This window comes from Amycolatopsis stemonae (assembly GCF_054781455.1).
Window position 1 is genome coordinate 460,074 of sequence record NZ_BAAGUJ010000002.1, and the last position, 26,181, is coordinate 486,254.

Here is a 26,181-nt window from a genome sequence, read left to right on the forward strand (position 1 = left end):
CCCTCAGGCCTGGATCGTGGACGTCGCGGAGACCGCCTGGTTTTCGGCTTCCTTGTAGAGGCCGGCGGCACGGGCAAGGGCCTCGTCCGCGGACTTGAGCACCTGCTTGAACTGCTCAAGCACGACCTTGGCCGACCCGGTCCCGGTGGCCGCGCTCTTCTGGTCGTGCTGGGAGACCGTGTGGCCGTACGGGTGGCTGCCGAGCTGGGGAGCCTGGTCCAAAGCCAGGGTGTCCATGGCGAGGCCGTCGAGCTTGTCGGTCATGTCCGCAAGCGCCTTGCGGAGCGGAGCCACCCCTTCGGGCGAGATCTTGAACCCGCCGCTCTTCGCCGCATCGACCAGCTTCGCCGTCTCGGCGCTGGCCTGGGCCACCGCCGCGGCGCTGACGCCGGCGGTGCCCAGGATGCTGCCGACGTTCTTGAAGGCCCCTACCGAAACCTGCCCCGGATCAGCCTGGAAACTCATCGCCGCCCCACCTGAATCGCTTCGCCCATGCGTGTGTACCCGGGAGTCTACTAGCCGCGTACCCTGCGCAACCGTCGTTCACCGATCTTCACTTTGGACGGAACCCGCGCTCGGCTGGTTCCCGGTGCTCAGAACTGGCCTTCGAGCTGGGCGTAGAGCTGCTGGGCCAGGCGGGCGTTGTCCGCCGGGGCGTAGGTGATCCAGCGCTGGCCGTCGGCGGCCGCGCGGGAGGACATCAGCCAGCGGCCCGACTCCGTGTCGAACCAGGCCAGGGGCGGGAACGTGCCGCCCGGGGTCTGGGCCGTGAACTGGCCCACGCGCTTCTTCGGCTCCTGGAAGACGCGCTCGATCATGCGGACCTGGGGGCCGCCGGCGGTGCTGCCGCCCGACGAGCGGGGGCCGCTCACGCCCGCGAAGGGGTCGTACGCGTCGTCGCGGCGCTGGTGGCGGGGCTGCGCCGCCGGGCGGGAGATGGTGACCGACTGGCCGGGGGCGGCCGGGGTCAGCGGGAGGAGGTCGACGATCGCCGGGACGATGCCCGTCGGGCGGACCTCCTCGAAGACGATCAGGTTCTCGTCCTGGCGGGCGAGGACCGCGAACTGGCCGTCGGACGCGACGCGGGCGAACAGGTGACGGTCGCCCAGCTCGGCGGCCGCGTTGATCGACACGCTCCCGCGGACGAAGGTGGCCAGCGCCAGCTCGGCGTCCGCGTCGAGGCGGCCGCGGCTCCACAGGCCCCGGCCGGTCAGGTCGCGGACGACGGCGTCGCGGATCATCGCGCGCTGCTCGCCGGTCGTGCCGACGTGCGGCACCTCGAACGGCGTCGGCGCGCGGCCCAGCCCGAGCTGCTCGAGCAGGATGTCCACCGCTGCCAGTGACAGCGAGAACGAGTGCGGCATCGTTTGCGTCCCCCGTTTCGTCGCAACCACGGTAGTCCACGGCTCCGCCCTCAGCGAACCGCCTTGCCGCGGCAAGATCGCCGCTGGTCCGATGGACGCATGGCCGATCCCAAACCCGCACTCGTGCTGCACCTCGCCACCGGTGGCGAGCCACTGCTGTTCGCCTTGACGACCGAAGAATCCGGCAAGCTGGCGGGCAGGCTCGCCCAGCTCGTGAAGGCCGGCGCGGTCGAGACGGTGACCACCACGGACAACTCGGTGGTCGCGATCAACTTCGCCCACGTCGCCGCCGCCTACGTCGACGACCTCACCCGGAAGAGCAAGGTCTTCGGGCTGCACGCCTGACGCACGGAGGCCGCCTCACGACCAGCGTGAGACGGCCTCCGGGGACATCGGGCTCAGAGCTTGTACAGGCGCTTCCAGTTCTCACGCGACGTGAGCTCCGGCATGGCGCGCTTGTACTGCTCCTGCACGGCCGCGCCTTCCTTGCGCAGGCGCTGGATGACCTTCGCGCCCTGCTTGGCCAGCGCGAACATCTTCACCTTGTCGTAGGACCGGACGCGGACGCCTTCCTGGTTCGCGTCCGTGACGACCGCCTTGTCGAACAGGGCGATGTGCCACCAGTGCGCCTCGTCGATCGGCACCGCGCCGAGGCCGAAGCGGCTGCGGCCGAGCACGCGGTCGAGGATCCGCTTGATCAGCACCAGGCGCTGCATGCTGGGCCGCGGCGCGCTGTTGATGATGCCGATGTCGTTGGACGCGATGCCCGGGACGTCGGTCGCCTTGTGGCGCTTGGTCTCGGGGTAGGCGTCGCGGATGCGGCGGATCTCCTTCATCGCCTCGACACCGCCGTCACGCAGGACCTCCGGGCCCTCGAGGAAGTCCTCGATCGCCTTGATCAGCGTGGCCGACAGGCCGTACTGCATACCGAGCAGGTACCGGACCAGCTGCGCCATCAGCACGCGCGAAAGCAGGTTCAGGTTGAACGGCGAGTGCAGGGCCGCCGTGATGATCGAGTTGCGCAGGTTGAAGTACCGGTGCCACTCGTCCCAGTCCTTCATGTGGAAGTCCGCGTGCCACACGCCCGCACCCGGCAGGGTGACGGTCGGGAAGCCGTGCGCGCGGGCGCGGTAGGAGTACTCCGCGTCGTCCCACTGGAAGAAGAACGGCAGCGGGTAGCCCGTGGCCTGGACGACCTCGTAGGGGATCAGGCACGACCACCAGCCGTTGTAGCCGGCGTCGAGGCGCCGCTCCTGGCGGTTCGGCTTGAGGGTCTCCTCGTCGACGCCGAGCAGGTCCGCGGTCGACAGCGAGTGCTCGACCGGCTGGCCGGGCTCCAGCGTGTTGAGCCGGGCGTACTCCGCGCCGACGTGCAGCTGGTTCGGGTGGAACAGGTTCAGCATCTGGCCGCCGACGATGATCGGGTTGGCGGCGCGGTTGGAGAACGCCGTCATCCGGATCACCAGGTCCGGCTCGAGCAGCACGTCGTCGTCCATGAACAGGACGTTCGCGTGCTCGGTCGCGGTGTGCCCGGCCACCTCGAAGAGGCCGCGGGTGAAGCCGCCGGCGCCGCCGAGGTTCGGCTGCTTGATGTAGTGCAGCTTGTCGGCGAGGTCCTTGGCGACCTGCTCGAAGCCTTCACGGGACTCGACCAGGTCGGTGCCCTGGTCGGCGACGTAGATCGCGTCCAGCGTCTCCAGCGAGGAGACGTCCGCGGCGAGGGCCTGCAGGTTCTTGAGGCAGTCGTCGGCGCGGTTCATGGTGCAGATGGTCACGGCGGTCGGGCGGATCTTCTCCGGGGCCTCGACCGTCCAGCGGACCTGCTCGACGCGCAGCGTCTGGCCGCCCTCGGTCTCGAGGTCCAGCCAGAGCGCGCCGCCGTCGTAGAACTTGTCCAGCTTGCCGGTCAGCGTGACCTTCGCCTGCTTGGCGTCGGCGACCTGCTCGGCGGCCACGACGCGCGGCTCGCCCTCGACGTCGGACGCGCCCATCGACAGCAGGCCGGTGCCGGTCACGACGGCCTCGACCGACACCTCGGTGACGGTCGTCCAGCGCTGCCAGTAGGAGGCCGGGAACCGGCCGAAGTACGTGTTGCCCGACACCTTGGAGGCGGGCTCGAGGGAGATCACCGCACGTTCCCGCACGGCCGAGCCCCACTCGAGCTCGGCGTACAGGTCCTTGCTCACGATCGGCGCGGGGCCGGCGTAGAGCCCGCGCTGCGCCGTCAGGCGACCCTGCGGAGTGTGCTCGGTGAACCGCGTCTCGGCGGCCGCGCCGGCTTCGGTGGTCGGCGCCGGGGTTGCTGTTTTACCGGGCATGAAGGTCCTCAGTTCTCCTTGGTCGACGGCTCGCGGAACACGACCCACTTGAGCATCACGAAGTTGATCACCGTGGCAGTGGCCTGCGACACGGCCCAGCACAGTGTGTGCTGCCACGCGGACGGCGGCAGGACCTGCAGCATGAGCTGGTTCACCCCGACCGCGACGAAGAACGTCACGGTGTAGAGCAGGACGAACGAGCCGATCTGCGCCTTGCCGTCCCGGCGCCCACCGGAAAAGGTGAACTTCCGGTTCAGGAAGAACGCCGTGGTGGTGCCCACGATGAAAGAGATAGCGCGGGCGATGTCGACCCACGGTGAAGCGGCCATGCCGGCGACCTGGGTCAGCAGGGTGTACGTGCCCAGGTCGACCAGGGCGCAGAAACCGCCGATCAGGGCGAAGCGGATCAGCTGCCCCAGCAGTCCCAGAGAGGACGGCTGCGCAGCCGTCACGTCGGCTTGCGGATCGGTCGCCACCACTGCATTACCTCGTTGCCTGTGTCATGGTCACCCGCGCGGGCGCTTGTGCCTTGATGCGCAAAGTGTAGAGACGGCCACTTCAGGGTCACGTCTCGGGCGTCGTTCGGCGTGGCTACCCTGGTCGGGTGACCCACGTACCCGAGACACAGCGACGCACGCTCACGGGCTGGGCGCGGACCGCTCCGACCACGGCGGACGTCCTGAGCACCCCGGATGTCGAAGCCATCGCCCGCGCCGTTACGCGGGCCGGTGAGCGCGGCGTCATCGCGCGCGGCCTCGGCCGTTCCTACGGCGACCCGGCGCAGAACGCGGGCGGCCTGGTCGTCGACATGACCCCGCTGAACCGGATCCACTCGATCGACCCGGACACGGCGCTGGTCGACCTCGACGCCGGCGTGAGCCTCGACCAGCTGATGCGCGAGGCGCTGCCGCACGGCCTGTGGGTCCCGGTGCTGCCGGGCACCCGCCAGGTGACGATCGGCGGCGCGATCGCCAACGACATCCACGGCAAGAACCACCACAGCGCGGGCAGCTTCGGCAACCACGTCGTGTCGATGGACCTCGTGACCGCCGACGGGCAGATCCGCACGCTGACGCCAGAGGGCCCGGACGCCGAGCTGTTCTGGGCGACCGTCGCCGGCATCGGCCTGACCGGGATCATCGTCCGCGCCACCATCCGGATGACCAAGACGGAGACCGCGTACTTCCTCGCGGACAACGAGCGCACGGACAACCTCGACGAGACGCTCGAGCTGGTCAGCAACGGCTCGGACGACAAGTACACCTACTCGTCGGCGTGGTTCGACACGATCTCGACGGGCGCGAAGATGGGCCGCGCCGCGTTCGGCCGCGGCTCGCTCGCGAAGCTCGACGAGCTGCCGCCCAAGCTGCGCGCGAACCCGCTCAAGTTCGACGCCCCGCAGATCGCGACCCTGCCGGACGTCTTCCCGAACGGCCTGGCCAACAAGCTGACCTTCGGCGGCATCGGCGAGCTGTACTACCGGAAGACGCCGAAGGAAGCCCGCGGCGTGATCCAGAACCTGACGGCGTTCTACCACCCGCTCGACATGTTCGGCGAGTGGAACCGGGCCTACGGCTCCAAGGGTTTCCTGCAGTACCAGTTCTCGACGCCGTTGGACGCGCACGAGCCGCTGCGGAAGATCGTCACGAAGATCGCCGAGTCCGGGCACGTCTCGTTCCTCAACGTGTTCAAGCGGATGGGCGAGGGCAACGCGGCACCGCTGTCGTTCCCGCACCCCGGCTGGATGGTCTGCGTCGACTTCCCGATCAAGGCGGGCCTGGGCCGGTTCTGCCAGGAGCTCGACGAAGACGTCCTGGAGCTGGGCGGGCGGCTGTACACCGCGAAGGACTCGCGCACCTCGCCCGAGACGTTCGCGAAGATGTACCCCCGCCTCGAAGAATGGCGCAAGGTCCGCGCCGCCATCGACCCCGAAGGCGTTTTCGCCTCTGACATGAGCCGGAGGCTCGCACTGTGATCGACGCCGTGGGCAACCCCCAGTCCCTGCTGCTGCTCGGCGGCACGTCCGACATCGCGCTGGCGATCGCCGAGAAGTACCTCGCCGAGGCGCCGCTGCGGGTCGTGCTCGCGGCCCGGCCGTCGCCGCGGCTGGAGGCGGCCGCGCAGCGCCTGAAGGACAAGGGCGCCGAGGTCTCGACCGTCGACTTCGACGCGAAGGACACGGCCTCGCACCCGGGCGTGCTGGACAAGGCGTTCGAGGGCGGCGACATCGACGTCGCGGTCGTCGCGTTCGGCCTGCTCGGCGACCCCGAAGAGGTCTGGCAGGACCACGCCAAGGCCGTCGAGCTGGCGACCGTGAACTACACCGCCGCGGTGTCGGTCGGCGTCGCGCTGTCGGAGAAGCTCAAGGTCCAGGGGCACGGCACCGTGATCGCGCTGTCGTCGGTGGCCGGCGAGCGCGTCCGGCGGTCCAACTTCCTCTACGGCTCGACCAAGGCCGGGTTCGACGGCTTCTACCTGGGCCTCGGCGAGGCCCTCGCGCCGCACGGCGTGAAGGTGACCGTCGTCCGCCCGGGGCACGTCAAGACGAAGATGACCGAGGGGCTCAAGGACGCTCCCCTGGCGCAGACGGCCGAGCAGGTCGCCGAGATCGCCGTCACCGCGGCCCGCTCCGGCAAGGACCTCGTGTGGGCGCCGGCGCAGTTCCGGCTGGTGATGTCGGCGCTGCGGCACGTGCCGCGGCCGATCTTCCGCAAGCTCCCGATCTGACGCGGAACCCCCGCGCCACCGGAACCGTCCGAAGGGGACATCCGCGACGCGAGGGAGCGAAATGGATCTGGGGACCAAACTGGACGCCGCCCTGCGGTCGTTCCAGGAGCGGGCGGCGAAGGCCGCTGAGCTCAAGGAGCGGATCGCCGGGCTGCGCGGAAGCGCCCGCAACGCCGACGGCTCGGTGACCGTGACGGTCGCGCCGTCCGGTGCCGTGCTGGGCCTGCAGCTGAGCCCGCGAGCCGTGCAGCGCTCGCACACGGCGTTGCAGCAGGAGATCCTGACGGCGATCCGGGACGCCACGAAACAGGCCTCGGCGGCGCTGAACGAGAGCGTCGAGCCGATCCTGGGCGAACGCGCGGAGCAGTTCCGCGAGGCGTTCAACGCGCACGTCGAGCCGCTCGGCCCGGGCGAACCGCCACCGGCCGCACCCGCGCGGCCCCGGCCGCCCGCCGAAGACGACGACTTCGGCGGCCCGATCCTGCGCCGGGAGCGGTTTTGAGCACCGGGTACGACGTCCAGCCGGCCGCGCTGACCGCGCACGCGTCCGGGTCGAAGGAAGCCGCCGGGCACTTCGGCAGCCTCGCCGAGCTGCTGCAGCAGGCGCGCGTCAGCGACGACTGCTTCGGCCCGCTCGGCGAGCTGATGGCCTACAAGTACTTCGACTCGCTACAGGAGTGCCAGGACCTGGCGAACCAGGCCAAGACATTCCTCGACGAGATCGCCGAGAAGACGACCATGGCCGCGAAGGCCTACCGCGACCACGAGGCCGGCACGTCGACGGCCATCGCCGGGCTGGCCGACGGCGGCAGCGGCCCGGGCGTCGACGTCGACCACGCCGGCGACGCCGACCGCAAGGGCTACTGGGAGCAGAACGGCGGCTACGGCAGCAGCTGGCTTTCGACGGCGTCCGAGGTCTCGCAGGCGAGCAGCCCGCCGGACGTCGCCATCGCCACCGTGCACGCGCGGATGGAGCAGCTGCAGCTGATCACCAGCCCCGGCCAGTCGTTCCTCGACAACGGCCTCGGGTTCCTGATCGGCATCGTGATCAGCCCGCTGGTCGAGTTCGTCCTCGAGCCGGCCATCGGCGACCCCGAGCAGATGCGCAGCACGGCGAAGGGCTGGGAACAGGTCGCGCAGTGGCTCGACGGCACTGCCGAGCACGAGCGGAAGCGCGCCGACCTCACGAAGGAGCCCTGGAAGGGCGACGCGGGCGACGCGTTCCGCATGCAGATGACGGAGTTCGCGGGCGGCGCGAAGGCGTTCGCGAGCGAGGTCCGCGGGCTGCAGCAGATCCTGGAGATCGCGGCCGACCTGTTCGACGCGTTCGTGGAGATCGTCATCGACATCCTCCAGGAACTGGTGATGGGCCTGATCATCGAGTGGCTGGCCGCGCTGGCCGCCTCGTGGATCACGGCCGGGGCGTCGGTCGGCGCGGCGACGGCGGCCACCGAAGGCGAGGTCGCGGTCACCGGCGGACGGCTCGGGATGAAGGTCAAGGAGCTGCTCGGCAAGCTGAAGCCGCTGATCGAGGAGCTCGAAAAGCTGCTGCGGAAGCTGCGCACCGGGCCGCTCAAGAAGGTCGTCGAACGGGCCGAAGGGCTGCGCAACGGCAACTTCCTCGAAAAGCGCCTCGCCGACCAGATCGACAAGCACCCGCTCGCCAAGATCCTCACGAAGGCGAACCCGGTGACCGGCGCGTCGAAGACCGGCAACAAGTTCGCGGGCCGGTTCGGCGTCGGCGGCGAAGGGGCGGACGCCCTGACCACGAACCTCACCGAGGCCGGGCTGCGCGCGGCCGGCCTGAGCGGCACGACCAGCGTCGGCAAGGCGGCGTGGCGCGGCAGTGCCGGCAACGTCGTCGAACAGGGCGTCGAGCAGGGCGTGAAGTACGGATACCACGAGTCCCAGGACCCGTCGTCCGACGAAGAGCGCCGCGAGGCGACCGACCGCGGGTTCACGCTCGAGTGAAGCTCTCCGACCCGCTCGGCGCGGCCACCCAGGCCCGGCCGTACCTGCGCCCCGGCGAAGCACTGCGGTGGGCGGCGTACGGCCGGGTGGTCACCTTCGACGTCCGGGGCCTGACGCCGGAAGGGCAGCCGGCCACGGGACTCCTGCGCAGGATCGGGTCGGGCGCGGCCGAGTTCCTGTCCGAGGCGATCAGCGACAGCGACAGCGGGCCCGACCGGCCACCGGACCCGCAGGTGATCGCGTTCGGTGACCGCGCCGGGATGCTGGCGCACGAGTTCCTGCGCGAACTCCCGGCGCGAGCGGCGGTCCGCCGCCTGTGGGTGCTGACGCCGCACCGGCTGGCCGTGCTCGACGAGCGCGTGCCGGCTCCGGCGCCGGAACCGGCGAAGTCCTTCCTGGGCAAGGCGGTCGGCTTCGGCCGGGACGTCGCCGCGATCCTCACCGACCGCACGAAGACCTATGGCGACAACCGCGAAGGCGAGCCGATCGCGCTGCGGGAGTTCCAGGTCGTCGCCGAGCTGCCCGGCGACCGGATCGCCGGCGCGGAAATCGCGAAGCGCGGCCGAAAGCCGGTGCTGCGGATGTCCCTTGTGGACGGTTCGGGCGTCGACTTCCGGTTCGACGCCGACGACCACTTCGACTGGCTCCTGGCCCGGACGAACGGAGCGCGGTGAACCTCGAGGTCACGACCGCGGCCAAGGTCGACAAGATCATCGAACGCGAGCTGGGCTCGCACTGGCTGCGCCGCGGCGAGGTCCTGCGGCTGGGCTGCGCGCCGTACCACGCGCACGTCGGCGTGCGGCTCGGCGGCGTCCGACACGCGCCGTACGTGCCCGGGCGCGAGCTGCCGAAGGTGACCGAGCCGCCGGGGCGCTGGCCGCTGCCCACCGACGTCGTCGCGGACGAGGACTGGACCGACGACCCGGCGCTCGGCTACTGGGCGACGGCCGGCGACCCCGGCCAGGTCGCCGTCCGGCTGGCCGACCACTTCGCCGGCAGCGTCGGGCACGCCCGGCTGACCTGGACCAACCAGCGCCTCGCCGTCGTCTACCCGACCAGCCGCCTGGTGGGCGGCAGCGGCGGCCCGTTCACGACGGCGGAGGAGTTCGACGCGCGCGTGGTCGTCCGCCTGGACGCGGTTCTCGGCGGGCACAGCTTCCCGCCGTCGCCGTCGATCCGCTTCGGGTTCGGCGACGGCTCGGCGGTGTTCCTGCGCGACGCGCTCGCGCCGATGAAGGTGTCACGCGCCCTCTCTCCACCCCGGGGTTGAGCCGGAAGTCCATCCGGGCCCGGTCCGCGCGCCGATGTGGTGGCGAGGCCGCGAAAACAGACTGGGCTCATGACGAACCCGACGAGCGACCGCGGTGGCTGGACGCTGTTCCTCCGCGACGTCGCGCTCCCGATGGCGCTGTACTACGTGCTGCGTTCCTTCGAGGTCGCGCCCCTGTGGGCACTGCTGGTCAGCGCCGTGCCGCCGGTGCTGCGGACCGGCCACGTCCTGGCGCGGCACCGCCGGATCGACCCCGTCAGCGCGTTCGTGCTGGCCGTGCTGCTGATCAACGCGACGGTGGCGATCTTCTCCGGTGACGCCCGGCTGCTGCTCATCCGCAGTGCCTGGCTCACGCTGCCGCTCGGCGCGGTGATGCTCGCCAGCGTGGTGGCCGGCCGGCGCCCGCTGCTCTTCCGCGCCGTGTGCGCCCTCCAGCCCGCGCGCGCCGGCGACCTCGAACGGCTGTGGGGCCTCTCCCCGGCGTTCCGGGACCGGTGGCGCACGGCCACGCTCTGGTGGGGCACCGGTCTGGTGCTGCTGGCGGGCGCCGTCGTGGTGCTGGCGTTCACGCTGCCGGTGGACGTCGTACCGATCCTCGACTCGGTGCTGACTGTGGTCAGCGTCGTGCTCGGCGTCAGGTTCACACGGCGGCGGTTGAGCCCGGGCATCAACCGGACGGTGGATGCGTAGGAGCCGGGTCGACGATGGTCGCGGCGGCGCGACTCCTCGATGCTCGAAGCATGGGGAAATCGCTGGTCACGCTGTTCTGCGACCTCGCCGCGCCGGTCGGCGGCTACTACCTGCTGCGCGCGTTCGACGTGGCGCCGGTCTGCGCCTTGACGCTCAGCGGCCTCCCGCCGGCGCTGCGGGTGCTCTACCTGGCGGCGCGGCACCGGCGGGTCGACGGCATGGGCGTGTTCGTGCTGGTCATCGTGGCGATCGGCCTCCTGACGACGGTGGTGACCGGCGACGCGCGGCTGCAGCTGGTCCGCGGGGCGTGGTTCAGCGTGCTGATCGGCGTCTGGATGCTGGCCAGCCTCCGCGTCGGCCGCCGCCCGACGACGTTCCAGGCGACGCTGGCCCTGCTGCCGGCCCGGGCGGCGGACCTGGAGGCCCGCTGGGCGGACACGCCGTCGTTCCGCCGGGTCTGGTGGGTGCTGACGGTGGTCTGGGGCGTCGGCGGGCTGGTGCACAGCGGGATCAGCATCGCGATGGCGTACACGCTCCCGGTGGACGCGGTCCCGGGGCTCGACACGGGGGTGTCGATCGCGAGCTTCGTGCTGCTGCAGGTCGTCACGCAGGTGCTGCTGGCCCGGGAGGGCACGATGCACCGGATGTTCACGCGGCGGTGACCGCGCTCAGCCGCCGGCGGCGTGGGCGGGCACCAGGTACAGGCTCTGCACGCCCATCCACGGCGAGTCGATCCGCCAGCTCGCCAACGCGGTCCGCGGCGGGCTGCTCCGGGTCGTCGTCAGGACCAGGTCCGGGTTGATCGGGGCCACGCTGTGGTCGAAGTTGTGGAAGTTGGCTTCGAGCAGGGCCCGGCCGACGTCGCCGCTGCGGCGCTTCGTTTCCGCGATCGCCGGGTCGACCGCGCCGCGGTCGGAGAACTCGTCGACCAGCTCGCAGTCGCACGCGTACGCCAGCGCGCCGACTTCGCCCGCCGTCTCGACCTTGCGGCCGTGGGCGATCGATGCCAGCTGCTGGCCGATCTCGCGGTACTCCGTCGTCGACGCGTGGTTGCTCTGGATCGGGGCGAACTGCCGCGGGAGGCCGGGCAGGGCGTACACGGCCGCGCCGGCCAGGATGCCCACGCCGGCCAGCGTCAGCGTTCCGCGGCGCACGCGCTCCGGCACCGCGGTGGCGCACGCCGCGAGGAAGATCGTCGCGCCGATGATGCTCGGCGCGTAGTACCAGTGGTACGGCGGCACGCCCAGGCGGCTGTAGGCCAGGTAGTGCAGGGCACTCGCGACGGCGAGCGCCGCGAACGGCGTCAGGCGGCGAGCGGTCTCCGAGCCCCGGCGGTACAGGATCACCCAGGCGGCGCCGGCCAGGGCGGCGAGTGGCAGCGGCAGGAACGACAGGAACGCTTCCGCCGGGAAGTTGCGCCAGTACAGGAGCGGGCCGTTGGTGAAGCTGAACGGTCCCCACGACTGCTGGCTGATCTTGATGACCAGCGTGTCCGGCACGGCCGAGCCGAGCACGACCCAGCTGAAGGCGAACCACGGCAGCGTCACCGCGAGGGTGGCGAACGCCGTGCGCCAGATGCCCGTCCAGAACTCGCGGCGGGCTGCGAACAGCACCGCCGCGATGAGCAGGAGGTCGATCCGGACGAGCGCGAGCAGCCCGATCACGACCCCGAGCCGGCCCGCTCTGCGCTCCCCCGCGTAGACCAGCGTCCAGACGACGCCGGTGGCGCCGAGCGCGACCTCCAGGCCGACCGACGACAGCAGCAGCGGGTTGACCAGCAGCAAGGCGAACGTCAGCGGCGCGAACACCGCCGGCAGCCCGGTGCGCTCGCCGAGCCGGCGCAGGCCCAGGACGAGCAGCACCTGCGCGGCGACGAACACGATCCCGGCGGCCAGCACGGCGTCGCGGACGACGAACGTGACCGCGGCCAGGGCCAGGACGTTCAGCGGGGACGTCGCGGTGTTCGCCGTCCCCTGCTCGATCAGGCCCCAGTGGGCGTGGAAGGCGAGGTTCTTCGCGTAGGACAGCGTGATGTACGTGTCATCGATGAGATGCCTGCTGACCAGGGCGAACACCAGCGCGGAAGCCACTGCGGCCCCGGCCGGCAGGACCCACGAGCGGGCAACGGGCAGGGCCGCCGGCAGCGCACCGGCGGCCTCGGGGACTTCTGCGGAGGCGCTTCGCATCCGGGCCACCGTACCCCGCCTGTGATGCATCCGTGATCTGAGCGGAGTACGGGTGGCCCAGCCCACAGCCGACGGCGTCGGTCAGATGCCGCCACCCGAGCCGGTATTGCCCGAATTGCCAGAGTTGCCGCCGCCGCGGCCGGGGAAGCCACGACCGTCGGGGACCTGGCCGTTGTGCTGGCGGTGGATGCCCGGGCGGCCGTCCTGCGGGCCGTGGTGCGACGCCGCCAAGGCGATCCCGCCGACGACGCCCCCGCCGATCAGGACGCCGAGCACGCCGACGCCGACGAGCTGGGTGGCGCGGTGCCCGACGAACCGCCGGAAGCCGCCGGGCTGCCGAGGCGCGGCCGCGGGCGGGCCCCAGGCGCCGTAGGCCTGGCCGGGACCGGGCTGGGAAAGCTGCGGGGTGGGCGGCGGCTGCCGGCCGTGGACGGCGTTGGGCAGCCGGCCCGGCGCGGGCTGGCCGTGCCCGGCGGTCTGATCGGCGTTCGGCACCTCGCCGGGCGACGGCTGGGCGACGGTCTCGCCCTGGCCCGGCGCGGCGGGCGGCTGAGCGTGCACGGCAGTCTCGCCCTGGCCCGGCGCGGCGGGCGGCTGAGCGTGCACGGTGGTCTCGTCACCCGGCACGGCGGGTGTGGGCTGCGCCGCGGTCTCCCCCGGCATTTGCCCGGCGGTCTCGGCCGTGGGCTGCTCGACGGTCGGCTGGCCGGCCCCCTCGGGGACCTTCTCCTCGCGCGGCTGGTCGTTCATGGTCGCTCCTGTGGTCACCGGGGACGGGCGCAGTGCCCGCCCCCACCACCTCAGGGTGCGCCCTTCAGCTGTGCTGAACCTGAACCCAACCTGTCCATCCGCAATGAGTCACAGGTAGAACGAAAGGAACAGCGTGACCACCCAGGTCGCGCCGAGGACCTGCAGGATGCGGTCCTTGAGGGCGATCTCCTCGGGCTCGCCCGCGATGCCGCCGTCGACGTCGACCGCGTACCGGAGCACCGCCACCACGAACGGGACCATCGAGATGAGCGCCCACACCGAGTTGTGCTCGGTCTGGCGGATCTCGAACGCCCACAGGCAGTACGACATGATCAGGATGGCCGCCGAGGTCGCCCAGACGAACCGCAGGTAGCTGGCCGAATACTTCTTCAGCGACGAGCGGATCTTGGCGCCCGTGCGCTCGAACAGCATGATCTCCGCGTAGCGCTTGCCGGCCACCATGAACAGCGAGCCGAACGCCGTGACCAGCAGGAACCACTGGGAAAGCGCGATGCCGCCCGCGACGCCACCGGCGATCGAGCGCATCAGGAAGCCCGAACCGACGATGGCCAGGTCGACCACCGGCTGGTGCTTCAGGCCGAAGCAGTAGCCGAGCTGGACGGCCTCGTACACCGCCAGCACGACGGCCAGCTGCCAGCTCGCCGCGAACGACACGGCGAGGCCGGCCAGGAAGAACACGACCGCGGCCCCGTACGCGACGGGGACCGGCACGATCCCGGCCGCGATCGGCCGGTTCCGCTTGGTCGGGTGGGCCCGGTCGGCCTCGACGTCGATGGCGTCGTTGATGAGGTAGACCGAGCTCGCGGTCAGCGAGAAGGCCACGAACGCGATGATCGCGTCGATCAGCAGGCCGGTGCGGTCCGTCGACTTCGAGAAGGCGAAGAACGGGGCCGCGAAGACCAGGACGTTCTTCACCCACTGCCGCGGCCTTGCCGTCTTGATCACGCCGCCGACCAGGCCGAACGGCCCACGGGTCGCGGTCGCTGCCGTCGTCTCCGAAGACACTTCAGCCACCGGTGTCTCCGGAGCCTCAGGAGTCACGGCCGCTTCTTCGCTGGTGCGCTGCTCGGTCGTTTCGCTCATGGGTTCTTCTTCAGCTTCCGTCGTATCAGACCGCCGACCAGCCCCCCGAGGGCCGCACCGGCCATGACGTCTGTCGGATAGTGAACGCCGAGCACGAGCCGCGAGGCGAGCATCGGCGGTACCAGGGCGGGCACCAGGTTACGCCCGGTCAATCCGGAGTAGAGCACCGCCGCCGCCGTCGTGGACGTCGCGTGCGACGACGGGAAGCTCAGCTTGCTCGGCGTGCCGACCAGAACCTCGACGCTCGGGTGATCCGGCCGCGGCCGCCTGACCACGCGTTTCACCGCGATCGAGGCGGCGTGCGCGCCCACGACACCGGCCGAAGCGACCAGCCAGTCCTTGCGTCGCTTCTTGTCCACCACGGCCCCGATCAGGCCAAGACCGAACCAGCCGAGCGCGTGCTCGCCGAAGTGCGAAAGGCCGCGCGCGGCTTTCACCGAAGCTTCACTCTTCAGAAAGCCCTGGGTCTTCGCGAGGACCGCGACCTCACCCGTCGGGGTGCCCTTCTCAAGCATCGAGGGACCCGTCGAGCGGCGCGCCGTCGGTCAGGTGCGGGGCGATCTTGTTGTCGAACGCCGACAGCGCCGAGCCGATGGCCATGTGCATGTCGAGGTACTTGTAGGTGCCCAGCCGGCCGCCGAACAGCACGTTCTTCTCACGCGCCTCGACCTTGGCCAGCTCCCGGTAGGCCTCGAGCTTCTCGCGGTTCTCCGGGGTGTTGATCGGGTAGTACGGCTCGTCTTCCTCGCCCGCGAAGCGCGAGTACTCGCGGAAGATGACCGTCTTGTCCTTCGGGTAGTCCCGCTCCGGGTGGAAGTGCCGGAACTCGATGATCCGGGTGTACGGGACTTCCTGGTCGTTGTAGTTGACGACCGAGGTGCCCTGGAAGTCACCGGTCTCGGCGACCTCGGACTCGAAGTCGACGGTGCGCCAGGTGAACCGGCCCGCCGAGTAGCCGAAGTAGCGGTCCAGCGGCCCGGTGTAGACGGTCGGGGTGCCCGCCGGGATGTGCTCGCGGACGTCGAAGTAGTCCACGTTCAGGCGAATTTCGATGTTCTCGTGCTCGGCCATCTTCTCGAGCCACGCGGTGTACCCGTTGACGGGCAGGCCCTCGTAGGTGTCGTTGAAGTACCGGTTGTCGAAGTTGTAGCGGACCGGCAGGCGCGTGATGATGTTCTCGCCCAGGTTCTTGGGGTCGTTCTCCCACTGCTTCGCGGTGTACCCGCGGATGAAGGCCTCGTAGAGGGGACGGCCGACCAGGGAGATCGCCTTCTCCTCGAGGTTCTGCGCGGCGGAGGTCTCGAACTCGGACGCCTGCTTGGCGATCAGCTCGCGGGCCTCGTCCGGGGTGTGCGACTTCCCGAAGAACTGGTTGATCAGGGCCAGGTTCATCGGGAACGAGTAGACCTGGTCCTTGACCCGCGCGAACACGCGGTGCTGGTAGTTCGTGAACTCGGTGAAGCGGTTCACGTACTCCCAGACGCGCTTGTTCGAGGTGTGGAACAGGTGCGCACCGTACTTGTGCACCTCGATCCCGGTCTCGGGCTCGGCCTCGGAGTAGGCGTTGCCGCCGAGGTGGCTACGCCGTTCGAGGATGAGGACCTTCTTGCCCAGCTCGGCCGCGGCCCGTTCGGCGACGGTCAGGCCGAAGAAACCGGACCCGACGACGATGAGGTCGTAACCTGCGAAATCGTCTTCAGTAATCTTGGCGGGGTTCGTGTGCGCGCTCACGGGCGTCGAGGGTACGCAGTCGGGTTGTCCGGCCCGCACCCGACTATCACATTTCGGCCTACGACACACCTGGAAAGCAGTGCCTGCACCCGAGGACTTCTGGAGCTACTTCGGCGCGGTAGCGACGTATCTGGCCGTGCTGGCGGTCCCCGGCGGGGTCGTCGGGTGGGCCGCCGGCCTGCGCGGCTGGGCCCTGGCCGGGCTCGCGCCGCTGCTCAGCTACGCCATCACCGGCCTGGCCGGCCCGTGGCTGGCGATCGCGCACGTGCCGTACGGCCCGCTGAGCGTCGCCGCCTGCACCCTCCTGCTCGCCGCCGTGCTGGCCGGCGCCCGCCGGCTCGCCGTCGTCCGCGGCTGGATCACGCCGGGGGCCGAGGAGCCGCCGGAGCGGTGGACGGGCCGGGCCCACCTGGCCGTGGCCGCCTGCGTCGCGATCGCGACGGCCGTGTCGATCGCCGTGGTCGTCACCGGCCGCGGCGGGACGACCGCGGTGTTCCAGCGCTGGGACACCGTCTTCCACGCGAACGGCATCCGGTACATCGCCGACACCGGTGACGGCTCGCTGACCGGCATGGGCACCATCAACTGGTACCCGGAGGGCTCGTTCTACCCGAACGCGTACCACCTGGTCGGTGCCCTGGTCTACCAGCTCTCGGGCACGTCGGTGCCGGTCACGCTCAACGCGGTCACGATGCCGATCGCCGGGCTGTTCGCGCTGGGCATGGTCGCGCTGGTGCGCCAGCTCGGCGGCCGCGCGGTGTTCGCCGGCTGCGCGGCGGTCGTCGCGGGCGAGGCGACGACCGGGGCGTACGAGTCGGTGTCGAGCGGGCTGCTGCCGTTCGCGCTCGGCATCGTGCTGACGCCGCTGGCCGTGGTCGCGCTGCAGCGGTTCCTCGTGCGGCCGGGCGTCGACACCGGCGGGGTGCTGGCGCTGAGCGCGACCGGCCTGCTCGCCGCGCACTCGAGCGCCCTGTTCGGGGCCCTGCTCTTCGCGTTCCCGCTGGTGGTGCAGCGCTGGTACCGGGCGCTGCGGGGCAAGCGCGTCGACGGCGTCCCGGACGGCCGGCCCGCCTGGCGGATCCTCGGCGGCGACGTGCTGAAGACGCTGCCGGTGATGGTGGTGGCCGGGCTGCTGGCCGCGCCGCACATCCTCGGCGCGATCACCTTCACGGCCGGGTCGTACCCGTACCACGCCTGGGGCTCGCACATGCCGGTGTGGAAGGCCCTGGCCATGCTGGCGACGTTCAAGCAGGTGCTCCCGGTGCCGCAGGTCTGGCTGACGGTGTTCCTCGCCCTCGGCCTGCTGACGCTGCTCGCGCTGCGGCGGATGCGCTGGGTGGTGCTGTCGACGATCGGCCTGTCCGCGTTGTTCGTGGTCGTCGCCTGCTTCGGCGGCGAAGACTGGGTGATCACCCTGTCGCGGCCCTGGTGGAACGACCGGTTCCGGCTGATGGCGCTGGCGGCGATCCCGCTCTGCCTGCTCGCCGCGCACGGCATGAGCGAGACCCAGCGCTGGGTCTCGAAGCTCGCGAGCGGACGCGCGTGGGTGCGGGCCCGCCCGTGGCTGACGGGCCGGATCGGGCTGGCCTCGGCGGTGCTGCTGGTGGTCGCGATGGGCGTGCTGACCGGCGGTTTCTACCGCGCGGCCAACGCCAAGACGGTGTCGCTGCTGTACTACAACGGCCTGCCCGGCGAGGTGGTCCCGCCGGTCAGCGCCGACGAGATCGACGCGATGGAGAAGCTCGGCACCCTGGGCATCCCGGCCGACCAGAAGGTGCTCAACGACCGGATGGACGGCACGGCCTGGATGTACGCGCTGACCGGCGTCCACCCGGTGGCCGGCCACTACGACGCGGGCGTGGCCCCGCCGGACGCGCTCTACCTGGCGACGCACTTCACGAACTACGACACCGACCCCGAGGCCCGCGCCGCGGTCGAGCGGCTGAACATCCACTACGTGCTGGTCGGCAGCGGCACGATCCGCCGCGACACCCCGATCGCGCCGGGCCTGCAGCACCTGGACGGCCGCGACTTCGTGACCGTCGTGTACCGGAACCCGGGCGCGGTCATCTACCGGTTGGTCAAATAACTGGTCTAGTTCGCGTGGAGTTCGGGGAGCACCTCGCTCGCCACCTGCTCCAGCACTGCCTCACGGCCTTCGTACGGCGAAGACGAGCGCGGCCAGTGGGCGATGACGTCGGTGAAGCCCAGCTCGCCCGCGCGGCCCGCCGCGTCGCGGAACGCCTCCACGCTGCTCAGGGAGAACACCGGCGACGCGTCCAGGCTCAGGTGCCGCTGGATGCTCGCCCGGTCGCGGCCGGCCGCGTCGAGGCGCTGGTCGAAGACCTCGGTGAGCTGCTTGATGCCGCCCCACCACTCGTCCTCGGTCGCGCCGCCCTTGCCCGTCGTGACCCAGCCCGCGCCGAAGCGGGCCGCCAGCGTCATCGTGCGGGGGCCGTTCGCCGCGACCACGAACGGGAGCCGCGGCCGCTGGACCGAGCCCGGCAGGTTGCGGGCCTCGCGGGCCCGGTAGTACTCGCCGTCGAAGTCGAACTTGTCGGTCATGAGCAGTCCGTCGAGCGCCTCGACGAACTCCGTGAACCGGTCGGCGCGCTGCTTCGCGGTCAGGGCCGGCGCTTCCAGGACCTGGCCGTCGTAGTGCAGGTGGTCGACGCCCGCGCCGACGCCCAGGACGAACCGGCCGTCCGAGACGTCGTCGAGGGTGTTGAGCTCGCGCATGAACGGCACCGGGTGCCGCGCGACCGGGGACGCCACGAACGTGCCCAGCCGGATGCGGGACGTCACCATCGCGGCGGCCGTCAGGGTCGGGACCGCGGAGAACCACGGCCCGTCGACCAGGTTGCGCCACCCCAGGTGGTCGTACGTCCACGCGTGGTCGAAGCCGTATTCCTCGGCGGCGCGCCACTTCGGCTCGGCGGCCCACCAACGATCTTCCGGGAGAATCACGATGCCTACTCGCACGGTTCCGGACGCTATCGGTTACCACCGACAGTCGCACGGACGGGCAAGCCATCCCCCGAACGTGTCAGGGACAATGGCGGGGTGGAGAGACCCCAGTTGATCGCGTCCGACGTCGACGGCACCCTGCTCGGCCCCTCCGAATCGCTCACCGCCCGCACGATCGCGACCGTCCGGCGGGCGATCGACGCCGGCGTGCCGTTCGTGCTGGCCAGCGGCCGGCCGCCGCGCTGGATCGCGCCCGTCGCGAAGCCGCTCGAGCTGACCGGGTACGCGGTGTGCGCGAACGGCGCCGTGCTCTACGACTGCGGCCGCGAAGAGGTCGTCGCCGTGCACGGGCTCCTGAAGCCGGAGCTGCTCCACGACCTCGCGCACGCGCTCGACAAGGCCCTGCCCGGCTGCCGGCTGGCCGCCGAGCGCGTCAGCACCGGCGTCGACCACGAGATGCGCAGCTTCGTCATCGAGCCGAACTACCACAACCCCTGGGGTGACGGCGAAGGCCGCACGGCGCCGCGGGCCGAAGTGCTCGGCCACCCGGCGATCAAGCTGCTGGTCAGCCACCGCGGGATGTCGTCCGAGGAAATCGCCGACGCCGTGGAGTCGCTGTTCCCGCACGAGGTGGCGGCGACCTACTCGTCGTCGGGCGGGCTCGTGGAGCTGTCCGCGCCGGGGATCACGAAGGCGACGGGCCTGGCCGACGTCGCCGAGCGGCTGGACGTCGACCGCGAGCGGGTGATCGCCTTCGGCGACATGCCCAACGACGTCGAGATGCTCCGCTGGGCCGGCCACGGCGTCGCGATGGAGAACGGGCACAGGAAGGTCCAGGACGTGGCCGACGAGATCACCGGCCCGGCCGGCGAAGACGGCGTCGCGCAGGTCCTCGAGCGCTGGTTCTAGCGGCGGTCGAGCTCCGCCGCTTCGACCGGGGTCGGGGCGGTGCCGCCCAGGTGCGCGGGCAGCCACCAGCGTTCGTCCTCGGACGCCGGCTGCTCCGGGTACTCGGCCTGGGCCCGGTCGAGCAGCGCGCTCATCCGGGTGCGCAGCTCCTTCGTCACGACGTCCCAGTCGTCGCCCTTCGCCGGGTACATCGGCTCGCCGACGAGGATCGAGATCGGCACGTGCCGGCGGGTCAGGTCCTTCGGCCGGCCCTTCGTCCAGAGCCGCTGGGTGCCCCACAGCGCCATCGGCACCACCGGGACGTCCGCCGCCGCGGCCATCCGGACGGCACCCGACTTGATCTCCTTGACCGTGAACGACCGGCTGATGGTGGCTTCGGGGAAGACGCCGACGACCTCACCGGCCTGCAGCTTTTCGAGGGCCTCGCGGTAGGAGGCCAGGCCGGCGGAGCGGTCGACGGAGATGTGGTGCATCCCGCGCATCAGCGGCCCGGCGATCTTGTTGTCGAAGATCTCCTTCTTCGCCATGAACCGCGTCAGCCGCTTGGCCGGGCGCGCGCCGAGGCCGCAGAAGATGAAGTCGAGGTAGCTCACGTGGTTGCACGCGATCACGGCACCGCCGTGCCGCGGGATGTGCTCCGCGCCCTCGACCCGGATGCGGTTGTCGAGTACCCGGAACATGGTCCGGGCCGCCGCGATCACGGGCGGGTACACGAAGTCGGCCATCGGGCCAGGTTACGGGACCGTAGGTTCTTGGCGGCCGTTCAAGCGGGGAAGAACACAAAACGGGCGAAGCTCACGGCCGCTGCACGTCTTCCTCCGGGTCGCCCTCGCCTGGCCGCGGCCGGGGCAGCGCGGCGAGCACGAGCGCCAGCAGGATCGTGAAGAGCGCGACCGACTGGTGCTTGATGCCCTCGATGCCGTCGCCCAGCGCGGCCGTGCCGAACTGCGACAGCGAGACCACGAGCAGGAACGCCAGCACGACGCCCAGCGGCCCCCGGCGCTGCATCCAGGCCCTGACCAGCACGAACAGCCAGATCGGCACCAGCACGAACAGGCCGAGCGGGGCGATCAGACCGGTCAGCCACGACACCACCGGCACCCGGTACTCCTGCGCGTGCGGCGCGAACCCGGCGTCCTTGTCGAAGCTGCCGAGGTAGTCCGGGCGGGCGGTGAGCTGGTCGGTCGCGGCCTTGTTCAGCACCTGCAGCGTCCGGCCGGGGTGCGTCGCGAAGTACGTGATGACGTTCCGGCGGCTCATCAGGTGCCGGTACTGCGGGTAGAGCGGGTCCGCCGTCGCGGGGTGCGGGTGCCACCAGCCGTTGCCCGCGTACTGCGCGAACGACGGCGGCAGCCCGAGGTCGGCCAGGTCGGCCTGGGTGTCGTGCTTGCCGTCGACGATGCTCAGGAAGATCGAGTTGAACATGTTGACTTCGCGTGAGTCGTCGCCGGGCCGGGCGGCGACCGTGCCGTCGGGGGCGACGGCCGGGTCGACGCTCTTCTGTGCGAGGAACGTGGCGCCGCCGAGGGCCACGATCACCAGCGCGGCCGCCGCCCACCGCTTCAGCCCGCGCAGGTTGCCGGGGCGGACGAGGAGGATCGCCAGCGCGAGGATCGGGAAGATGGTCAGCGTCTGGACCTTGGCGTTGACGGCCAGGACCCCGCCGACGAACGTCACCGCCATGCCGACGTAGCTCCACCGGCCGGGGCGGGCCGTCAGCAGCAGGCCACCGACGATCAGCAGCAGCCCCAGGAAGGCCGCGCCCTCGCCGAGCACCGAGGCGAAGTAGCCGAAGAACGCCGAATCGGCGACGACCAGCAGCAGCGCGGCCGCCGCGATCAGGCGGGTCCGGAGCCGGTACGGCAGGCCGAGCACGATCGCGGCGATCGCGGCCGCGGCGATGACGCTGCTGAGCAGGCCCAGCACGACCAGGCTCAACGTCGTGTGGAGGCCGACCAGCCGGCCGAGCCGGACGGCCAGGTCCGCGAGCCAGCTCTGCGTGAGCAGGTACGTCGGCCGGCACGGCTGGGCGCCGGGTGCGGCGGTGTAGGCGAGGTGGATGAAGGGCTCGGGACCGCCCTCCCAGGTGATCCCGGCGCCGCACAGCACGCGCGCGCCGTCGCCGTTGTTGGACATCGCGACCGGGCGCGGCACCAGGAACCGCAGCACGAACAGCGCGAGCGACGCGCCGAACACCCCGATCCCCAGCCGCGTTTCGGTACCCAACTGCCGTCTCGGGGCCTCGACCTTCACGAAGGACAGGGTACGTAGCGGAAGTCCGGGCCCTTGTCGAGGTCCGTGACTACCGATTTGGCCTGCTCCGCACGGGGGTAGACGGCGACCCAGTAAGGCGTGCCGACGCGGCGGAACGTGGCCACCTCGTACTTGCCCGCGTAGACCGGGTCGATCGCGCAGTGCTGGCGGTCGGCGTATCCGCCGTCGGCGGGCACGGCGACCGTCGGGCGGCGGCCGTTGACCACGTAGTCGTAGTCGGTCGCGACACCGCCGTCGTGGCGCCCTTCGCGGGCGATGTGGTCGTCGGTGCGGCCGAGGACGTCGACGATGAGCAACTGCCCGCCGTGGGCCGCGAGCGCGCCGGGCGCGGCGGCGCTGACCACCGACCCGGCCGGCAGGTACTCGCCGAGCCAGCCGCCGATCTCGGTGAGCTCGGTGCCGTGCGCCCGCCAGTCGCGGACGCGGTCGAGCATGTCGGGGCTGAACACCGAGACCAGGACCGCGATGCCGGCGAGCCCGCAGGCGGTCACCGGGACGAGCCGGGTCGCGGCGGGCCACGCCTTCGGCCGTGGCGACGGCTTTCCCTCGACGTCGGCGGTGAGCACGCCGTACACGGAGACGGCCGCGACGGCGAGCAGCGGCGGAACGGGCGCCAGCAGCCGCCACGACGGCCCGGAATCGCCGCCGCCGACCACGGCGGCGGCCGCGAGCCCGGCGACCGTCGCGAAAAGCAGCCAGACCAGGGCCCGGGCCTCGGCGGCTTCGGTGCGCCGCAGCACCAGGGCGACCGCGGCGACCAGCCCGAGCAGCAGGAAACCCTGATGCGCCAAGGCGAACCCGGACAGGTACGACCAGCCGTCCGCGACCTGCGGCCCCAGTGGCCCCCCGAACTTCGCCGCCAGCGGCGCCGGGAGGAAGTGCTGGTAGAACGTCGCGCGCCAGGCCAGCCGGGGGATCAGGAACACCAGCGCGCCCAGGACGTACCCCGCCGGTGCCCACCAGCTGTGCTTCTTCTTCAGCGCGGCACCGGCCAGCCAGAGGCCGCCCAGCACGGCGACCACCACTCCTTCCGGGCTGGTCATCGTGGCGAACGCGACGAGCACCCCGGCGACCACCGGACGGCGCGCCGCGAGCGAGAGGCCGACGGCGAGGACGAGCAGCACGAACAGCGGGACCTCGGAGCCGGACGGCCCGTAGACGGCGAGCCCGCCCGCGCTCGCCGTCAGCACGGCGGCGGCGACGCCGATCGCCGGCCGCGGCTCGGCACCGGCCGGGGCGGCCGCCGCGACGATCCGGTTGGCCAGGAAGTACGACACGAGCACGCAGCCGAGCGCGGAGACGACACCGAACACGACGGCGGCGGTCCGCACGTCGACACCGAACGCGGCCCGCGGCAACGCGATGAGCACCAGCCAGAGGAAGTTGGTGTAGCCCTCGACACGTTCGCCGGGGTTGAAGACCGGGCCGTTGCCATCGGCGATGTTCTGCGCGTAGCGGAAGGAAACGAGCGCGTCCTCGGTCACGGTCGCGAAGAGGAGCTGGTGCAGCAGCGAAAGGCCCAGGGTGAGCGCGAGCACGAAGCCGCGCCAGCCGCGGTCGGTGTCGAGGCGGCCCCAGGTCAGCACGACGATGGCGGCGAGGACCAGCCACGCCACCACGACCGCGTAGACCACCCGGCCCCCTCGTGAAGATCGCCCCGCCCGGCGCCAGTCAAGCAGGGAAACGCCACCGGCCAATATAACCCGATCGGGTATCGCGAAGGGACGCTCGCGGACGGGCCCGTCTCGATGACCGGGACATACCCCGGAGCACGGGCCTGATCGTTCCCGGCTTAGTCTCCATCGTGCTCTCTGTTTGCGTTGCCATCGTCGTCATCGCCGTGCCCGGCCTGTTGACGGGTCTCGCCGCGGGCTTGCGCGGCTGGACTCTCGCCGGGCTGGCCCCGCTGCTGAGCTACGCCATCGGCGGCCTGACCGGGCCGTGGACTGCGGCGATGGGCATTTCCTTCAACCCGGTGACCTACGCCGTTTCGACCGTCGTGTTCGTCGCGATCGCTTACGGTGTCCGGAAACTGACGGTGCGCCGCTGGGCGCCGGAGCCGGAACCCGGCCTGTGGGACCGTCGCGGGCACATCGCCGTGGCGCTGTGCCTGGTGTTCGCCGCGGCGGTGGGGTTCTACGCGACTTTGCGTGGCCTGGGCCACATCGGTGTGCTGCCGCAGGGCTTCGACGCGGTGTACCACGGGAACGCCGTCCGCTACATCGCCGACACCGGTGACGGCAGCCTGTTCGGCACGAGCAACGTGAACTGGTGGGGCGACGCCACCCCGGTGTTCTACCCCAACGCCTACCACCTGCTGGCGGCCACGACGTACCGGCTGAGCGGCGCGACGATCCCGGCGACGCTGGACGCGAACACCCTGCTGCTGCCCGGTTTGCTGGCCCTTTCGCTGGTGACGCTGGTGCGCACGTTCCGCGGCCGCGCGGTGCTGGCCGGCGCGGTGGCGCTGACCGCGGTGGCACCGGTGATGGGCGTGTACGAGTCGATGGACCGCGGGCCGCTGCTGCCGTTCGCGCTGGGCGTCACGCTGACGCCGCTGGCCGCGGTGGCGCTGAAGCGCTACCTGGACCGCGTCGCGCCGGACACCGGCCTGATCCTGCTGCTCGCGGCGGTCGGCCTCCTGTGCATCCACTCGTCGACGTTGTTCGGCGGCATCCTGTTCGCCGGGCCGATGCTGGTGCAGCGCTGGCTGACGAACTGGCGCAAGATCGGCCGGGACCTGCTGGCGCTGCTGCCGATCGCGGTCCTGTCCCTGTTCGTGGCGTGGCTGCAGCTGTTCGGTGCGCTGGGCCTGGCCGCGGGCAACGTCCCCTACCTCGGCTGGCCGAACGAATGGCGCGCGTCGACCGCGCTCGGGGCGCTGTTGAGCTTCCAGCACCTGGAAGCGCATCCCCAGGTCTGGCTGTCCGTGGCGCTGTTCCTGGGCATCGTGTTCTTCACCCGGGCCGGTGCGCTGCGCTGGATCGGCCTGACGGCCGCGGTGACGGGCTTCGCCTACATCGCGGTGTCGTCGACCAACGCGCCGCTCGTGATGGCGCTTTCGCGCCCGTGGTGGGACGACCCGTTCCGGTTCTTCTCGATGGCGGCGATCCCGCTGACGGTCCTGGCGGCGCACGGCCTCGCGGAAACCCAGGCGTGGCTGCGCGACCGGCTCCCGGCGATCCGCGGTCACCACGTGCCGGCGGTCGCCGTCGGCGTGGTGGTCATGCTGGCGTTCGTGGGCCTGTCGAACGGCCTGTACTACCGCTCGAACGGCGACCGCGTGTGGACCGGCTACCAGTCGGCGGACCCGGAGAAGATGCGCATCACGCCGGGCGAGGAAGCGGCGATGGTGGAGCTCGGCAAGCTGGCCAAACCGGGCGACTGGGCGATGAACGACCGCTTCGACGGGACGGCCTGGACGTACGCGCTGTCGGGCGTCCGCTCGGTGGCGGGCCACTTCGACGAGACGTGGCCCCCGACCGACGCCCTGCTGCTGGCCGACCACTTCCGCGAGTACGAGACCAACCCGGCCGTCCGCGCGGCGGTCAAGAAGTGGAACATCCACTGGGTGATCCTCGGCAAGCCGCGCACGGACCCGGGCAAGGGCCCGTACCAGCCGGGCTTGGACTACCTGGCCGGGATGCCGTTCCTCAAGGAGGCGTACCACAACCCGGACGCGGTGATCTACCAGATCGTGGGCTGAGGGCCCGCGGCCCCGCCCGGTTGTCCACATGTGAGTAAGGGCTGTGGACAACTTGGGTACAGGCGGTGGACAAACCTGACCGCGCAGGTCACGACCTCGGCGCCGGGTTTCGCGTATGCAGAGCAGGCCAGGCGGCAGCGACCCCCGACAGGCCGGGTCTGAACCGCGACCCGCCAGACCCAAGACGCAGAAAACCCGGCGCCGGGAGGAACCT

General features: G+C 71.2%; 25 protein-coding genes. 12 read left to right on the forward strand and 13 right to left on the reverse strand.

The features are described 5' to 3' along the window. Positions 1-3 precede the first annotated feature (3 nt). Both ACYVLJ_RS08390 and ACYVLJ_RS08395 read right to left on the reverse strand, forming a co-directional pair. The gene (locus tag ACYVLJ_RS08390; RefSeq protein WP_460438250.1) at positions 4-465 is read right to left on the reverse strand and encodes a hypothetical protein; all 462 of its coding nucleotides are present in this window, start codon (positions 463-465) and stop codon (positions 4-6) included. A 128-nt stretch (positions 466-593) separates the two neighbouring features. Beyond that, entirely contained in the window at positions 594-1,364 is a 771-nt protein-coding gene (locus ACYVLJ_RS08395; protein WP_451971435.1) for an ESX secretion-associated protein EspG, read from the reverse strand. 99 nt (positions 1,365-1,463) lie between these two features. On the opposite strand from ACYVLJ_RS08395, the gene ACYVLJ_RS08400 reads away from it, so the two are divergent. Next, positions 1,464-1,709 (forward strand): hypothetical protein, encoded by a 246-nt coding sequence (locus ACYVLJ_RS08400; protein ID WP_451971432.1) that lies wholly within the window; start codon positions 1,464-1,466, stop codon positions 1,707-1,709. Between the two features lie 53 nt (positions 1,710-1,762). Here the strand turns inward: ACYVLJ_RS08400 and ACYVLJ_RS08405 are convergent, their stop codons facing one another. Next, the gene (locus ACYVLJ_RS08405; protein ID WP_451971429.1) at positions 1,763-3,682 is read right to left on the reverse strand and encodes a glycosyltransferase; all 1,920 of its coding nucleotides are present in this window, start codon (positions 3,680-3,682) and stop codon (positions 1,763-1,765) included. An 8-nt stretch (positions 3,683-3,690) separates the two neighbouring features. Beyond that, positions 3,691-4,161 carry a GtrA family protein gene (locus ACYVLJ_RS08410; protein ID WP_451971426.1) on the reverse strand — a complete coding sequence of 157 codons (471 nt, stop codon included), beginning with the start codon at positions 4,159-4,161 and terminating at the stop codon, positions 3,691-3,693. Between the two features lie 125 nt (positions 4,162-4,286). Here ACYVLJ_RS08410 and ACYVLJ_RS08415 point away from each other — a divergent pair, with 125 nt between their 5' ends. The 8 genes from ACYVLJ_RS08415 to ACYVLJ_RS08450 all read left to right on the forward strand — a co-directional run bounded on the left by ACYVLJ_RS08415 (position 4,287) and on the right by ACYVLJ_RS08450 (position 11,002). Then, positions 4,287-5,657 (forward strand): FAD-binding protein, encoded by a 1,371-nt coding sequence (locus ACYVLJ_RS08415; protein WP_460438251.1) that lies wholly within the window; start codon positions 4,287-4,289, stop codon positions 5,655-5,657. Beyond that, on the forward strand, positions 5,654-6,409 hold the full coding sequence (locus ACYVLJ_RS08420) for a Rossmann-fold NAD(P)-binding domain-containing protein (protein ID WP_460438252.1): 756 nt from the start codon (positions 5,654-5,656) through the stop codon (positions 6,407-6,409). The genes ACYVLJ_RS08415 and ACYVLJ_RS08420 overlap by 4 nt, the downstream gene beginning before the upstream one ends. A gap of 61 nt (positions 6,410-6,470) precedes the next feature. Next, positions 6,471-6,911, forward strand: coding sequence for a YbaB/EbfC family nucleoid-associated protein (locus ACYVLJ_RS08425; RefSeq protein WP_451971417.1), 441 nt, complete (start codon positions 6,471-6,473; stop codon positions 6,909-6,911). Next, positions 6,908-8,380 (forward strand): WXG100 family type VII secretion target, encoded by a 1,473-nt coding sequence (locus ACYVLJ_RS08430; RefSeq protein ID WP_460438253.1) that lies wholly within the window; start codon positions 6,908-6,910, stop codon positions 8,378-8,380. Before ACYVLJ_RS08425 ends, ACYVLJ_RS08430 begins: the two co-directional genes overlap by 4 nt. Beyond that, entirely contained in the window at positions 8,377-9,054 is a 678-nt protein-coding gene (locus ACYVLJ_RS08435) for a hypothetical protein (RefSeq protein WP_460438254.1), read from the forward strand. Before ACYVLJ_RS08430 ends, ACYVLJ_RS08435 begins: the two co-directional genes overlap by 4 nt. Beyond that, positions 9,051-9,650 (forward strand): hypothetical protein, encoded by a 600-nt coding sequence (locus ACYVLJ_RS08440; protein ID WP_460438255.1) that lies wholly within the window; start codon positions 9,051-9,053, stop codon positions 9,648-9,650. The genes ACYVLJ_RS08435 and ACYVLJ_RS08440 overlap by 4 nt, the downstream gene beginning before the upstream one ends. Before the next feature lie 69 nt (positions 9,651-9,719). Then, positions 9,720-10,340: a DUF3159 domain-containing protein gene (locus ACYVLJ_RS08445; protein WP_460438256.1), complete on the forward strand. Its 621-nt coding sequence runs from the start codon at positions 9,720-9,722 to the stop codon at positions 10,338-10,340. A gap of 50 nt (positions 10,341-10,390) precedes the next feature. Next, positions 10,391-11,002 (forward strand): DUF3159 domain-containing protein, encoded by a 612-nt coding sequence (locus tag ACYVLJ_RS08450; RefSeq protein ID WP_460438257.1) that lies wholly within the window; start codon positions 10,391-10,393, stop codon positions 11,000-11,002. A gap of 6 nt (positions 11,003-11,008) precedes the next feature. Here ACYVLJ_RS08450 and ACYVLJ_RS08455 read toward each other — a convergent pair whose 3' ends face one another. The 5 genes from ACYVLJ_RS08455 to glf form a co-directional block, all read right to left on the reverse strand. Next, positions 11,009-12,526, reverse strand: a complete 1,518-nt coding sequence (locus ACYVLJ_RS08455) for a hypothetical protein (protein ID WP_460438258.1) — start codon at positions 12,524-12,526, stop codon at positions 11,009-11,011. A gap of 81 nt (positions 12,527-12,607) precedes the next feature. Further along, positions 12,608-13,276 (reverse strand): hypothetical protein, encoded by a 669-nt coding sequence (locus ACYVLJ_RS08460; protein WP_460438259.1) that lies wholly within the window; start codon positions 13,274-13,276, stop codon positions 12,608-12,610. Positions 13,277-13,384: 108 nt separating this feature from the next. Then, on the reverse strand, positions 13,385-14,380 hold the full coding sequence (locus ACYVLJ_RS08465) for a decaprenyl-phosphate phosphoribosyltransferase (RefSeq protein ID WP_451971395.1): 996 nt from the start codon (positions 14,378-14,380) through the stop codon (positions 13,385-13,387). Beyond that, complete coding sequence (locus tag ACYVLJ_RS08470; protein WP_451971392.1) at positions 14,377-14,895, reverse strand: phosphatase PAP2 family protein; 519 nt, start codon at positions 14,893-14,895, stop codon at positions 14,377-14,379. Before ACYVLJ_RS08470 ends, ACYVLJ_RS08465 begins: the two co-directional genes overlap by 4 nt. After that, positions 14,888-16,111 carry a UDP-galactopyranose mutase gene (glf, locus tag ACYVLJ_RS08475; RefSeq protein ID WP_451971389.1) on the reverse strand — a complete coding sequence of 408 codons (1,224 nt, stop codon included), beginning with the start codon at positions 16,109-16,111 and terminating at the stop codon, positions 14,888-14,890. The genes ACYVLJ_RS08470 and glf overlap by 8 nt, the downstream gene beginning before the upstream one ends. Before the next feature lie 79 nt (positions 16,112-16,190). On the opposite strand from glf, the gene ACYVLJ_RS08480 reads away from it, so the two are divergent. After that, positions 16,191-18,200 (forward strand): DUF6541 family protein, encoded by a 2,010-nt coding sequence (locus ACYVLJ_RS08480; RefSeq protein WP_451971387.1) that lies wholly within the window; start codon positions 16,191-16,193, stop codon positions 18,198-18,200. 5 nt (positions 18,201-18,205) lie between these two features. Here ACYVLJ_RS08480 and ACYVLJ_RS08485 read toward each other — a convergent pair whose 3' ends face one another. Continuing rightward, a complete protein-coding gene (locus tag ACYVLJ_RS08485) occupies positions 18,206-19,093 on the reverse strand; it encodes an LLM class flavin-dependent oxidoreductase (RefSeq protein ID WP_460438260.1) in 888 nt (295 codons plus the stop codon). 96 nt (positions 19,094-19,189) lie between these two features. Between ACYVLJ_RS08485 and ACYVLJ_RS08490 the strand changes: the two genes are divergently transcribed. Then, complete coding sequence (locus ACYVLJ_RS08490; protein ID WP_460438623.1) at positions 19,190-19,987, forward strand: HAD family hydrolase; 798 nt, start codon at positions 19,190-19,192, stop codon at positions 19,985-19,987. Here the strand turns inward: ACYVLJ_RS08490 and ACYVLJ_RS08495 are convergent. From ACYVLJ_RS08495 to ACYVLJ_RS08505, 3 genes are all read right to left on the reverse strand, one after another. After that, positions 19,984-20,712 (reverse strand): lysophospholipid acyltransferase family protein, encoded by a 729-nt coding sequence (locus tag ACYVLJ_RS08495; RefSeq protein WP_451971381.1) that lies wholly within the window; start codon positions 20,710-20,712, stop codon positions 19,984-19,986. The two genes, ACYVLJ_RS08490 and ACYVLJ_RS08495, sit on opposite strands and share 4 nt — an antisense overlap. A 70-nt stretch (positions 20,713-20,782) precedes the next feature. Then, a complete protein-coding gene (wsfD, locus tag ACYVLJ_RS08500; RefSeq protein ID WP_460438261.1) occupies positions 20,783-22,240 on the reverse strand; it encodes a glycan biosynthesis hexose transferase WsfD in 1,458 nt (485 codons plus the stop codon). Further along, entirely contained in the window at positions 22,237-23,895 is a 1,659-nt protein-coding gene (locus ACYVLJ_RS08505; RefSeq protein ID WP_451971375.1) for a hypothetical protein, read from the reverse strand. The genes wsfD and ACYVLJ_RS08505 overlap by 4 nt, the downstream gene beginning before the upstream one ends. A 170-nt stretch (positions 23,896-24,065) precedes the next feature. On the opposite strand from ACYVLJ_RS08505, the gene ACYVLJ_RS08510 reads away from it, so the two are divergent. After that, complete coding sequence (locus tag ACYVLJ_RS08510; RefSeq protein ID WP_460438262.1) at positions 24,066-25,967, forward strand: DUF6541 family protein; 1,902 nt, start codon at positions 24,066-24,068, stop codon at positions 25,965-25,967. Positions 25,968-26,181 lie beyond the last annotated feature (214 nt).